The sequence below is a fragment of the Pseudomonas sp. LW8 genome (genome assembly GCF_041956865.1).
Taxonomy (GTDB): domain Bacteria; phylum Pseudomonadota; class Gammaproteobacteria; order Pseudomonadales; family Pseudomonadaceae; genus Aquipseudomonas; species Aquipseudomonas siliginis.
This window is the reverse complement of sequence record NZ_CP168138.1, coordinates 5,169,201-5,182,168: the sequence shown is the minus strand read 5'-3', so window position 1 is coordinate 5,182,168 and position 12,968 is coordinate 5,169,201. Positions and strand designations below refer to the sequence as shown.

General features: G+C 58.7%; 10 protein-coding genes. All 10 read right to left on the bottom strand.

From position 1 onward, the window contains the following. Positions 1-47: 47 nt before the first annotated feature. The gene (locus tag AB9L16_RS23525) at positions 48-1,610 is read right to left on the bottom strand and encodes a SpoVR family protein (RefSeq protein ID WP_375122777.1); all 1,563 of its coding nucleotides are present in this window, start codon (positions 1,608-1,610) and stop codon (positions 48-50) included. Continuing rightward, complete coding sequence (locus AB9L16_RS23520) at positions 1,607-2,878, bottom strand: YeaH/YhbH family protein (RefSeq protein WP_039757709.1); 1,272 nt, start codon at positions 2,876-2,878, stop codon at positions 1,607-1,609. The genes AB9L16_RS23525 and AB9L16_RS23520 overlap by 4 nt, the downstream gene beginning before the upstream one ends. A 119-nt stretch (positions 2,879-2,997) precedes the next feature. Then, on the bottom strand, positions 2,998-4,920 hold the full coding sequence (locus tag AB9L16_RS23515) for a PrkA family serine protein kinase (RefSeq protein ID WP_016772892.1): 1,923 nt from the start codon (positions 4,918-4,920) through the stop codon (positions 2,998-3,000). A gap of 296 nt (positions 4,921-5,216) precedes the next feature. Next, positions 5,217-5,546: a thiosulfate sulfurtransferase GlpE gene (glpE, locus tag AB9L16_RS23510; RefSeq protein WP_095181409.1), complete on the bottom strand. Its 330-nt coding sequence runs from the start codon at positions 5,544-5,546 to the stop codon at positions 5,217-5,219. Between the two features lie 34 nt (positions 5,547-5,580). After that, positions 5,581-6,462 (bottom strand): symmetrical bis(5'-nucleosyl)-tetraphosphatase, encoded by an 882-nt coding sequence (locus tag AB9L16_RS23505; protein ID WP_056786666.1) that lies wholly within the window; start codon positions 6,460-6,462, stop codon positions 5,581-5,583. Next, positions 6,462-6,842, bottom strand: a complete 381-nt coding sequence (gene apaG, locus AB9L16_RS23500; protein ID WP_056786669.1) for a Co2+/Mg2+ efflux protein ApaG — start codon at positions 6,840-6,842, stop codon at positions 6,462-6,464. Before apaG ends, AB9L16_RS23505 begins: the two co-directional genes overlap by 1 nt. 113 nt (positions 6,843-6,955) lie before the next feature. Next, a complete protein-coding gene (gene rsmA, locus AB9L16_RS23495; RefSeq protein WP_041476699.1) occupies positions 6,956-7,774 on the bottom strand; it encodes a 16S rRNA (adenine(1518)-N(6)/adenine(1519)-N(6))-dimethyltransferase RsmA in 819 nt (272 codons plus the stop codon). After that, the gene (gene pdxA, locus AB9L16_RS23490; RefSeq protein ID WP_016772897.1) at positions 7,771-8,760 is read right to left on the bottom strand and encodes a 4-hydroxythreonine-4-phosphate dehydrogenase PdxA; all 990 of its coding nucleotides are present in this window, start codon (positions 8,758-8,760) and stop codon (positions 7,771-7,773) included. Before pdxA ends, rsmA begins: the two co-directional genes overlap by 4 nt. Next, positions 8,757-10,079: a peptidylprolyl isomerase SurA gene (gene surA, locus AB9L16_RS23485; protein WP_177434216.1), complete on the bottom strand. Its 1,323-nt coding sequence runs from the start codon at positions 10,077-10,079 to the stop codon at positions 8,757-8,759. Before surA ends, pdxA begins: the two co-directional genes overlap by 4 nt. Next, positions 10,054-12,852, bottom strand: coding sequence for an LPS-assembly protein LptD (locus AB9L16_RS23480; protein WP_375122776.1), 2,799 nt, complete (start codon positions 12,850-12,852; stop codon positions 10,054-10,056). The genes surA and AB9L16_RS23480 overlap by 26 nt, the downstream gene beginning before the upstream one ends. Positions 12,853-12,968 lie beyond the last annotated feature (116 nt).

The window sequence follows — 12,968 nt, the reverse complement described above, 5'->3', positions numbered from 1 at the left end:
TCCGACAGGATAACCCTTGCGTCAGACTTTCGGAGGCCGGAACCGGATCAAAGATGAATCACGGCCAGATCGAGCCGGCCGTAATCGCCTTCGCTGTGTTCACTGCGTGGCGGCACGTGATGGGTTTTCATGATCTGGTCGCCTTGCAGGGTTTCCAGATGAATGTCGAAGCCCCAGAGCCGGTGCAGGTGCTTGAGGACTTCTTCGGTGGAGTCGCCCAAGGGTTTGCGGTCGTGCTGCTGATGGCGCAGGGTCAGCGAGCGATCACCGCGCCGATCGATGCTGTAGATCTGCACGTTCGGCTCACGATTGCCGAGGTTGTATTGCGCTGCCAGGGTTTCACGGATGATGCGGTAGCCGCCCTCATCATGAATGGCCGGCACCAGCAAGTCGTCTTTCTGGTCGTCATCGAGAATGCTGAACAGCTTTAGATCACGGATCACCTTGGGCGACAGGTACTGCAGGATGAAGCTCTCATCCTTGAAACTGCTCATGGCGAACTTGATGGTCGACAGCCAGTCGGAACCGGCGATGTCCGGGAACCAGCGGCGATCCTCTTCGGTAGGCTCTTCGCACATGCGCCGAATGTCGCGGTACATGGCGAAACCCAATGCATAGGGGTTGATGCCGCTGTAGTACGGACTGTCAAAGCCAGGCTGAAACACCACGCTGGTGTGCGAGGTGAGGAACTCCATCATGAAACCGTCGGTCACCAGGCCTTCGTCATACAGGTCATTCATCAGCGTGTAATGCCAGAACGTTGCCCAGCCTTCGTTCATGACTTGGGTCTGGCGCTGCGGATAGAAGTACTGGGCGATCTTGCGCACGATGCGCACGATTTCGCGCTGCCAGGGTTCCAGCAGCGGCGCGTGTTTCTCGATGAAATAGAGGATGTTTTCCTGCGGTTCGGCCGGGAAGCGGGCGTTGTCCTTGTCGCTGTATTTGTCCGCGCCTTTGGGAATGGTGCGCCACAGATCATTGATCTGCTTCTGCATGTGCTCTTCGCGATCCTTCTGCCGCCGGCGCTCTTCTTCGGCGGAAATCGGATACGGGCGTTTGTAACGGTCGACACCGTAATTCATCAGGGCATGGCAGGAGTCGAGCAGATCTTCCACGGCATCGATGCCATGGCGCTCCTCGCACTGCATGATGTACTGCTTGGCGAACACTAGGTAATCGATGATTGAACTGGCATCGGTCCAGGTGCGGAACAGGTAGTTGCCCTTGAAAAAACTGTTGTGGCCATAGCAGGCGTGAGCCACCACCAGCGCCTGCATGCAGATGGTGTTTTCTTCCATCAGATAGGCGATGCACGGGTCGGAGTTGATGACGATCTCGTAGGCGAGGCCCATCTGTCCGCGACTGTAGGATTTTTCGGTACTGAGGAAGTGTTTGCCGTAGGACCAGTGGTGGTAACCCAACGGCATGCCCACCGAGGCATAGGCGTCCATCATCTGCTCGGCGGTAATCACTTCGATCTGGTTGGGATAGGTATCCAGCGCGTAACGGGCCGCGATCCGGGCGATTTCGCGGTCGTAGATCTGGATCAGCTCGAATGTCCATTCGGAGCCGGTGGATATGGGTTGGCGCTTCTGCTCTTTGGCGGTCATGTCACTAACCTGCGCTGGAAGAGTTCACGGAAGACCGGATAGATATCTCCGGCCGAGACCAGTTGCTGCTGGGCAAATGTGTCAGAGAAGGCTTCGGCGATGCGTTCGTATTCGTACCACAGGGCCTGATGTTCGCGCGGGGTGATCTCCACATAAGTGTAGTACTGCACAAACGGCATGATCTGGTTGATCAGGATGTCGCGGCAGATCGGCGAATCGTCGTTCCAGTTGTCGCCATCGGAGGCCTGAGCGGCGTAGATGTTCCACTCGTTGCTCGGATAGCGCTCGGCCATGATTTCCTGCATCAGCTTCAGGGCGCTGGAAACAATGGTGCCGCCGGTCTCACGAGAATAGAAAAACTCCTCTTCGTCCACTTCCCGGGCGCTGGTGTGGTGACGGATGAACACCACGTCGATCTTGTCGTAGTTACGCTTGAGAAACAGGTACAGCAGGATGAAAAAGCGCTTGGCGATGTCCTTGGTGGCCTGCGTCATAGAACCGGACACGTCCATCAGGCAGAACATCACTGCTTTGGAACTGGGATTGGGTTGCTTGACCAACAGGTTGTATTTCAAGTCGAAGGTGTCGAGGAACGGCACGCGGTGAATGCGCGCGCTGAGTTTCTCGATTTCAGCTTCGAGTTCCTGAATATCGCCGAAGTTGTCCGGTTCTTCGCGCTTGAGCCGCGCCAGCTCTTCCTTGGCTTCGCGCAGTTTCGCGCGACTGCTGCCGGACAGGGCGATACGACGCGCATGAGCCGAGCGCAACGTGCGGATGATATTGATGCGTGAAGGGTTACCTTCGTTGCTGATCCCGGCGCGGACGGTTTTGAACGTGTCGGTGCCGGTCAGGTTGCGTTTGACCAGATTCGGCAATTCAAGGTCTTCGAACATGAATTCGAGGAACTCTTCCTGAGTGATCTGGAAGACGAACTCGTCCATGCCTTCGCCGGAATTGCCCGCCTTGCCCGGACCGCGTCCACCGCCGCCTCCTGGTGGGCGAGCGATATGTTCACCGGCCGTGAATTCTTTGTTACCGGGATGCACCACGGTCTGCTTGCCGCCGCGTCCGTGATGAAGCACCGGTTCGTCGATGTCGCGACCGGGAATGCTGATCTGTTCACCGTGCTCCATATCGGTGATGGAACGGCGACTGACTGCCTCTTCGACAGCCTTCTTGATGTGGTCACGGTAACGCCGCAGAAAACGCTGACGGTTTACCGTGCTCTTGTTCTTGCCATTGAGGCGTCGGTCGATCACATAGCTCATAAGGCCCCTCCGGGGAGCTTCAAGTTTTGAGCTGCAAGCTGCAAGTGGAAGCGAATGCCCGTGTGTCAGGGTTCACACGCTTTGTTCTTGCAGCTTGTGGCTTATAGCTTGCAGCTGCCTCACTGCGACTTGCGGACCCGCAGGTACCATTCGGACAGCAGGCGTACCTGTTTATCGGTGTAGCCACGTTCAACCATTCGCGTAACGAAGTCGTTGTGTTTCTGCTGATCCTCCTTGCTGGCCTTGGCGTTGAAGCTGATGACGGGCAGCAGGTCTTCGGTGTTGGAGAACATTTTCTTCTCGATGACCACCCGCAGTTTTTCGTAGCTGAGCCAGGTCGGGTTCTTGCCGTTGTTGTTAGCCCGAGCGCGCAGGACGAAGTTGACGATCTCGTTGCGGAAATCCTTCGGATTGCTGATGCCGGCCGGCTTCTCGATTTTTTCCAGCTCTTCGTTCAGGGCTACGCGGTTGAGGATCTCGCCGGTTTCCGGGTCGCGATACTCCTGGTCCTGAATCCAGAAATCCGCGTACAGCACGTAGCGATCGAAGATGTTCTGGCCGTATTCGCTGTAGGACTCCAGATAAGCGGTCTGGATTTCCTTGCCGATAAACTCGATGTAGCGCGGCGCCAGGTATTCCTTCAGATAGCGCAGGTAACGTTCGCGGGTTTCGGCCTGGAACTGTTCCTGTTCGATCTGTTGTTCAAGCACATAGAGCAGGTGCACCGGGTTGGCGGCGATTTCATGCGGATCGAAGTTGAACACCTTGGAGAGGATCTTGAAGGCGAAGCGGGTCGACAGGCCGTTCATGCCTTCGTCGACACCGGCCGAATCGCGGTACTCCTGAATCGACTTGGCCTTCGGATCGGTGTCCTTGAGGTTTTCGCCGTCGTAGACGCGCATCTTCGAATAGATGTTGGAGTTTTCCGGCTCCTTGAGGCGCGACAACACGGTGAACTGCGCGAGCATTTTCAGGGTGTCCGGTGCGCAGTGCGCCTTGGACAGGGAGCTGTTGAAAAGCAGTTTGTCGTAGATCTTCACTTCGTCGCTGACGCGCAGGCAGTACGGCACTTTGACGATGTAGATCCGGTCGATGAACGCCTCGTTGTTCTTGTTGTTGCGGAAGGTGTGCCACTCCGATTCGTTGGAGTGAGCCAGCAGGATGCCGGTAAACGGAATCGCGCCGAGGCCTTCGGTACTGTTGTAGTTGCCCTCCTGGGTAGCAGTCAGCAATGGGTGCAGCACCTTGATCGGCGCCTTGAACATTTCGACGAATTCCATCAAGCCCTGGTTGGCCCGGCACAACGCACCGGAGTAGCTGTAGGCATCGGCGTCGTTCTGCGGGAATTCTTCGAGTTTGCGGATATCGACCTTGCCGACCAGCGCCGAGATGTCCTGGTTGTTCTCGTCACCGGGTTCGGTCTTGGCCACGGCAATCTGATTGAGGATCGACGGGTACAGCTTGACCACGCGGAACTGGCTGATGTCGCCGCCGAATTCGGCCAGGCGCTTGGTCGCCCATGGCGACATGATGGTGTTCAGGTAGCGCCGTGGAATGCCGAAATCTTCCTCGAGGATCGCGCCATCTTCGGTGGCGTTGAACAGACCCAGAGGCGACTCGAAGACCGGCGAGCCCTTGATGGCATAAAAGGGCACTTTCTCCATCAGCTGTTTCAGCTTCTCGGCCAGGGACGATTTACCGCCACCGACGGGGCCGAGTAGATAAAGAATCTGTTTCTTCTCTTCCAGGCCTTGGGCGGCGTGGCGGAAATACGAGACGATCTGGTCGATGCATTCTTCCATCCCGTGGAAGTCTTCAAAGGCCGGATAGCGGCGGATCACCTTGTTGGAGAAGATGCGCGACAGCCTCGAATTGGTCGAAGTGTCGAGCAGTTCCGGTTCGCCGATCGCCATCAACAGACGTTCGGCGGCGGAAACGTAGGCGCTGCGATCGTTTTTGCACAGCTCCAGGTACTCCTGCAGAGAGAGTTCTTCCTGGCGTGTGGATTCGAAGCGTTGTTGGAAGTGGCTAAAGATACTCATGACGTCACCTCGCTCGATACGTGGAGCCGACGCCGGATCACTCAGTCGATGCTGGCAGCAGTCGCTGTGGCAGCTGCTGTTTACCCCCCAGAATTCTCCCACGGTCGACAAACCGCGAAAGCTACTCCCGATGACCCGCGCGCCGGTGTACCGGCTCTCCCCTGTTTTGGATGGCCTGCGCTTAAGGATAGTTGGGAATTCGAGAGGTAAAGGCGAGATACGTAATTAGTTGTGGCAGACCGTTCGTCTGCCGCGCGCAGGCCCACGGCAGCCGGGGCCTGCGCTGCGCAAAAAAATTATTCGGCGGTGCCTTGCGCGGTTTCCGACGGATAAGTCGTACGCCACAGCTCAAAGCCGCCGTCCATGCTGTAAACGTCGGAGAAGCCTTGGCTGACCAGATAGGCGGCTGCGCCCTGGCTGGAATTGCCGTGGTAGCAGACCACGACGGTCGGTGCATCGAGGTCGGCGCCTTGAATGAAAGCGTGCAGGGAATGGTTGTCGAGATGTTTGGAGCCGCTGATGTGCAGCGCGGCAAAGGTCGCCGGATCGCGTACGTCGACTACGACTGCGCCCTGTTCACGCAGGGCCTGCGCCTGTTCCGGGGGGATTCGTTTGAATTCGGTCATGACAAAGTACCTGTTGCTCTACTGAAGGCGCAGTCTAACGCGAGGCGTTGACGGGCGAATCGTTAGGGGTGAGTGGGGCGACTGATGGCGCAAGTCCGCCGTGCTCGTCGCATTTGCATGACAGGCGTTCGCCGCTGTCGACGTTCATAAGCGTCAGGCTGCCGCCCCATACGCATCCGGTGTCCAGCGCGGAAATGCCCGGCTCGTGGATATTGCCCTCGAGCGCGGCCCAGTGACCGAAGATGATGCGCAGGCCTTTGGTCTTGCGCTCCTTGTGCTGAAACCACGGCTTGTAGCCGGGCGGCGCGCTGTCGAGGCCTTCCTTGCTTTTGAGGTCGAGTTTGCCCTCAGCGGTGCAAAAGCGCATGCGCGTGAAGTAATTGGTGATCACCCGCAGCCTATCAATGCCTTTGAGGTCGTTGTCCCATTTCGCCGGTTCATTGCCGTACATACCGTCAAGGTAGGCGGGGAATACGTTGTCGTCACGCAGGGCGGTCTCGACTTCGGCGGCGCACTTCAACGCACGGCGCAGCGACCATTGCGGCGGGATGCCAGCATGGACCATCGCAACATCGCGTGTTTCGTCGTAATGCATCAGCTTTTGCTGGCGCAGCCATTCCATCAATTGCGGGCCGTCGGGAGCCTCGATGATTTCGCGCAGTGTGTCGCTTTTCTTCAGGCGCTCGATCTTCTTCGCGGCGGCCAGCAGGTGCAGGTCGTGATTGCCGAGCACGCAGACCAGCGACTCACGCATGCCAAAGAGAAAACGCAGGGTTTCCAACGACTGCGGGCCACGGTTGACCAGATCGCCGACCAGCCACAGCCGGTCAAGCGCCGGGTCGAAGGCAACTTGTTTGAGCAGGCACTTGAGCGGTTCGAGGCAGCCTTGCAGGTCACCGACGGCATACGTCGTCATCAGTGCAGGGCTCCGGGCACGGCGAGGCGAAACGGTTTGATGACGGCATCGAAATGTTTGCCGTCGTCGGCGAGCATTTGATAAGTGCCCTGCATGGTGCCGACCTTGGTGGTCATCACTGTGCCGCTGGTGTAGACATGGCTCTTGCCTACATTGATCGACGGTTGCTGGCCGACGACGCCTTCACCGCGCACGTGTTCGACATGGCCGTCACCATCGGTGATCACCCAGTGCCGGGACAGAAGCTTGGCCGCAACCTTGCCGTTGTTCTGTACGGTGATGGTGTAGGCGAAGGCGAAACGGTCGTGTTCGGGTTGCGATTGGTCTGGCAGATAGCGGGTGACGACGCTGACATCGACCTGATAACGGGAATCGGACATGCAAGAAGGCCTTAATGAAGCGGAACGCGGGGCGTAGCTGATGGGGAATCAGTCTAGGCAAGTATCGGGCAGTAAACCAGAGTGGTGTGCTGCCCGATAGCGTTCATCGCGGGTCAGTCGGCAGCGGGAGCTGCCGGGACCTGTATCGCGAGCTGGTCGGCCAGGCGCACGAATGCAGCCAGATCCAGCTGCTCGGGACGCAGGCTGCCATCGACGCCGGCGGCTTCGATTTCGGCATTGCTGAGCAATTGCTTGAGGGTGTTGCGCAAGGTTTTGCGGCGCTGATTGAAGGCTTCGCGTACCACGCGCTCCAGCAACTTGTGATCCTTGGCCGGGTGCGGCAGTACCGCGTGGGGCACCAGACGAACGATCGCCGAGTCGACTTTCGGCGGCGGGTTGAATGCGCCCGGGCCGACGTTGAACAGATGTTCCACGCGGCAATGGTACTGGACCATGATCGACAGACGACCCCAGTCACCGCCACCCGGGCCTGCGGCCAGGCGCTCGACCACTTCTTTCTGCAACATGAAGTGCATGTCACGAATGATGCCGGCGTTGTTCAGCAGATGAAAAATCAGCGGCGTGGAGATGTTGTACGGCAGGTTGCCAACCACCCGCAGGCTGTTCGGTGCGGCGTTCAGCGTATTGAAGTCGAACTTCAGCGCATCGCCCTGATGCAGGTTGAAATTACTCATGCCGGCAAACTGCTGATTGAGGATCGGGATCAGATCCTTGTCGAGTTCCACTACGTCGAGTTGCGCGCCGGAGCCGAGCAGGCCCTGCGTCAGCGCACCCTGACCGGGGCCGATTTCCAGCAGGCGATCGTCAGGCTTGGCATGGATGGAGCGCAGGATGCGGTCGATAACGCCGGCATCGTGGAGGAAGTTCTGACCAAAGCGTTTGCGCGCCTTGTGTTGATATTGCTCGTTCATAAACGGGTCTCGGCCATCTGGTAGGCGGTTTCCAGGGCGACTTGCAGGCTGCCGGTGTCGATCCTGCCGCTGCCGGCCAGATCCAGGGCGGTGCCATGGTCGACCGAGGTGCGGATGATCGGCAGGCCCAGCGTCACGTTGACGGCAGCGCCGAAGCCTTTGTACTTGAGCACGGGCAAGCCCTGGTCGTGGTACATCGCCAGCACTGCGTCGCAGTGCTCCAGATATTTGGGGGTAAACAGAGTGTCGGCAGGCAGCGGGCCACGAAGGTCCATGCCCTCGCCGCGCAGGCGCTCTAATGTCGGTTCGATGATGTCGATTTCTTCATGGCCCAGGTGGCCGCCTTCACCGGCATGCGGGTTGAGACCGCAGACCAGGATGCGTGGCCGGGCGATGCCGAATTTGTCTTGCAGGTCGGCGTGCAGGATTCGCGTGACCCGCTCCAGCCGCTCCGGGGTGATCGCGTCGGCAATCTCGCGCAGGGGCAGGTGGGTGGTGACCAGCGCCACGCGCAAACCGCGAGTGGCCAGCATCATCACTACTTGCGCGGTGTGCGTCAGGTCGGCGAGAAATTCAGTGTGTCCAGAGAACGCGATGCCCGACTCGTTGATCACACCTTTGTGCACGGGCGCGGTGATCATCCCTGCGAAATCACCGTTCAGGCATCCGTTGCCGGCGCGGGTCAGGGTTTCGAGGACGAATGCAGCGTTGGCCTTGTCCAGTTGCCCGGCGATTACCGGTGCGCTGAGCGGCGTGTCCCAGACGTACAGGCTGTTGGCCGGTGCTGGAACATCTGGCCACTGCCCCGGCGCGACATCCAGCAGACTGACGGCCAGCCCCAGCTGCGCGGCCCGCTCAAGGAGTAGGTCGCGGCTGGTGATGGCAATCAGGGGATGTGGCTGGGCTTGCGAGGCGAGCAGCAGGCACAGGTCGGGACCGATGCCGGCCGGTTCGCCGGGTGTCAGCGCGAAACGCTTGGGTTTCACTGCGCTGCCTGGTCTGCACCAGGGAGTTTGATCTCTACGTATGCTTCGTCACGGATCTGACGCAGCCAGGTTTGCAGCTCTTCATCGTATTTGCGGTTACGCAGTACAGTCATTGCTTGCTGCTCACGGGCCTGTTCGGTGCCGTCAGTGGCGCGACGGCCAAGGACTTCCAGCACGTGCCAGCCGTATTGGGTCTGGAATGGCTTGGACAGCTGACCTTGTGGGGTCGAAGCCATCACTTCGCGGAATTCCGGTACCAGCACGTTCGGGTCGATCCAGTTCAGGTCGCCGCCGTTGAGGGCGGAACCCGGATCTTCCGAGTAGTTTTTCGCCAGCTCGGCAAAGTCTTCGCCGGCGGTGATGCGGTCATACAACGATTGCACCAGTGCCTTGGTCTTGGCTTCGTCGCGGATCGGGCTCGGCTTGACCAGGATGTGGCGGACATGCACTTCGTCGCGCATCTGCGCTTCGCCGCCACGTTTGCCCAGCAGCTTCAGAATGATGAAGCCGCCCGGCGTGCGCGCAGGCTGAGTGATGTCGCCAACCGCCATGCTGCTCAGCTCACGATCGAACGGAGGTGGCAGTTGTGCGGCTTTACGCCAGCCCATCTCGCCGCCTTCCAGCGCGTTGTCGCTACCGGATTTGGCCACGGCCATCTGACCGAAGTCGGCGCCTTGCTTGAGCTGCTGGTATACATCCATCGCCTGACGATAAGCGCTCTGAATGGCTTCAGAGTTGGCGCTTTCCGGGGTCGGAATCAGGATGTTGGCCAAGTGCAGTTCTTCGGACAGCTGCATCTTACCGAGGTCGGAGGCGAGGAAGTTCTTCACTTCCTGCTCGGACACCTGGATGCGCTCGGCCACACGACGCTGACGCACACGGCTGATGATCATCTCGCGCTTGATCTGATCACGGGCGTCGTCATAGTTCAGGCCGTCACGAGCGAGCGCAGCACGAAACTGATCGACACTCATGTTGTTGCGCTGAGCAATGGTGCCGACAGCCTGGTTCAACTCTTCGTCAGTGATGCGGATGCCCGAGCGTTCGCCGATCTGCAGTTGCAGGTTTTCGACGATCAGACGCTCGAGCACTTGCTGATCGAGCACACCCGGAGGCGGCAGACCGCCACCGCGCTTGGCGATGGTCTGCTGAACTTCGTGAACGCGCTGGTCCAGTTGGCTCTGCATGACCACGTCGTTATCGACGATCGCCACCACTTTATCGATGGACTGTACGGCGGCGTTGGCCGCCGTACCCAGGAACAGCGCGCCCAGCAGCACCGGGCGCAGACAATCAGAAAGCTTGGTCTTCACGTTCACGATAACCTTGAATGCCTTTGTCGAGGAAGCTCTCTACCTTGGCGCCAGTCAGGCCGCCGAGTCCCTTCAGAACAATTTGGAGGAAGATGCCATGGTCGCCTTTTTCGTTTTCCGGGGCGTTCTGACTGTTTTCGTCATAGGCGACCCAGTAACGGTTGATCAGGCGCAGTTTCCAGCAGCAGTTGTCGTATTCGAAACCACCGAAGGCTTCCAGCGTGCGATTGCGGTTGTAGTCGTACTGCCAGCGACTGATGGCGTTCCACTGCGGAACGATCGGCCAGATGACCGAGAAGTCATGCTGCTGGATCTTGTAGTAGTCCTTCACGTAGCCAGGTTGGCCCGGGGTGCCATAGTCGCCACCCCCCACCGACCACTGGCCGGTGTTCTGGTCGTAACGGATCTGGTCATTGCGATAGCGATAGCCAGCGTTGATGACTTTGTTCGGGTTGTCAGCCGGCTGGTAGTGGAACATCGCACTGCCGGAGCGTGGGCTGCGGCTGTCCGGGTCCCAGTTATAATCGGCAGTGGCGCGCCAGTCACGGTTCCAGCGGTATTCATATTCCAGTGCGTACGGCGAAACACTGGATTTGGAGTCTTCACGAGTTTTCGCATCGATACCAGGCAATTGCACTTCGCGATTCTTGAAGTAGTACGCCTGGCCTACGCTGATGCGCTGACGTTCAAATCCGTTTTCTTCGATCCAGCGACTGGTAACGCCCAGCGATAGTTTGTTCTCGTCGCCTACACGGTCGGCGCCGGAGAAGCGATTGTCGCGGAACAGCGAAGAGTAATTGAAGGTGGACTCGCCAGTGTCGAAGACCGGAATGTCTTCCTGATCTGTCTCGGGAACATAGAGGTAGAACAGGCGCGGTTCCAGAGTTTGGCGGTAGTTCTTGCCGAAGTACGACGTATCGCGATCGAAATACAGGCCGCTGTCGATGCTGGCAATCGGGACGCCACGGCTCTGGTTGCTGTCGAACTTGCCATAAAGCTTCTGGTTTTCCGGTGACAGCGCATCAATCTGGGATTTGCCGGTGTTATCCAGATCAAGCTGATACTGCGTGTACTGATACTTCAACGATGGTTTGAGGAAACCATAGGTCCAGTTCATCGGCAGGCTGACGCCCGGCTTCAGATTCAGGCGATCACCGTTGGCGCGGGCCAGACCGGTGATGTTTGTGTCCAGACGACGTTCGGCAATGCCATCTTCATTGATGAAGTCGCCATCACGTAGATCGCGATCGAAACGAACCAGCTCGGTCTCGTAATCGAAATTCAGACCTTCCGGATGGTACGGCAGCTGACCATTGAAGGTGATCTGCGGCAGACGACCATAGGGTGTGATGTTGGAAACGGTAGCCAGCTGATATTGCTGAGCATTCAGGCGTGCGGTGTAGTTGTCGCCACGGTAGCTGACCGCACCCTGCTGATTGACGAAATCATCGCTCTTCACACCAATCTGATCGGTCTGCAGATCCTGGAAGTAATACGGATCGCTGATCTTGGTGTAATCAACTTCTGTGAGCACACGGGAGTCGAGACCGCCCTTGTGCTGCCAGTTGTACATATAGCGGGTGTCTTTGTAGTCGGACTGAAGCTTGCGATCGTCGTTCTCATCATTGAGATACGCCGCACCGAACTGACCTTCACTCGACTTGGTCAGGTAGCGGAACTCGCCCTCCACCAACATGCCGCGCTTGCTCATGTAGCGCGGGTACAACGTGGCGTCGTAGTTCGGCGCCAGGTTGAAGTAGTACGGGGTGACCAGCATGAAGCCGGTGTCGCTGCCCGAACCGATGGTCGGCGGGAGGAAACCTGACTGGCGACGGTCGTCGATCGGGAAGTAGATGTACGGGGTGTACAGAATCGGGATGTCTTTGACGCGCAACGTCACGTTGGTCGCGGTGCCGAAACCGGTCGCCGGGTTCAAGGTGATGTTGTTGCCCTTGAGCTGCCACGCGTTGCTGTTCGGTTCGCACGTGGTGTACGTGCCGTCCTTCAAGCGGATGATCGCGTTTTCGGCACGCTTGGCATACAGCGCGTTACCGCGGATGCGCGATTTGTGCATCACGTATTCGGCGTTGTCGACCTTGGCTTCACCAGTGTCGAGCTGTACATCGGCGTGGTCGCCGACGATCAGCGCGCCGTTGTCGCGGATGCGCACGTTGCCGGCCAGTTCGCCACGGCTCTCGGCCTGATACAGATTGGCCTCGTCGGCTTCGACCTGCATGCTGCCCTGACGCATGATCACGTCACCGGCAAGGCTGGCGACCTGGGTGTCCTGCTCGTAACGCGACGCTTTGGCACCGATGAAGGTCGGCGCGTCACTTTTATTCGTCTTGTCATTCATGCCAGGACGAATCGGTTCGATATAGGAACCAGAGCAGTAAGGACCGGTCTCGGCCAATTGCGCGGCGGTGAGCTTCTCGCGCGGAACCCAGTCGAGGTGACTGTAGTCTTCGCTACGGGATTTCAGGCCACGGCCCTTGGACTCGGTGACCAGTGCGGTTTTCGCGCCAGTGTCGGCGTCGGAACCCTTGTCGGCCGCAGGCTCGCCGGCGGCGCTGACGGCACTGCCGTCATGCACCGGACGCGGCGGCAATGCCGCGGCGGGCGACTTGGGCGCACAGTCCCAGCCCCCCGTAGCCGAGACGGAGCAGTCATACTGCTCGGCGGCAACAACGAATTGACTGGCCAGAGGTTGCATAGCCAGCAGACTGCCGGTTACCAACAATGGAAATTTTTTACGAAACGCGGGGGATTTCAATGCCATCTTATTAGTCCGGGCTTCCTGCGTGCCATCTGCCCGCGGTGTGGGCCGCACGCCTCTCGATGGTCTGAAAAAGATGCTGGATAATAAAGCATGACCCGCTTGACGGCTAGCGCCGT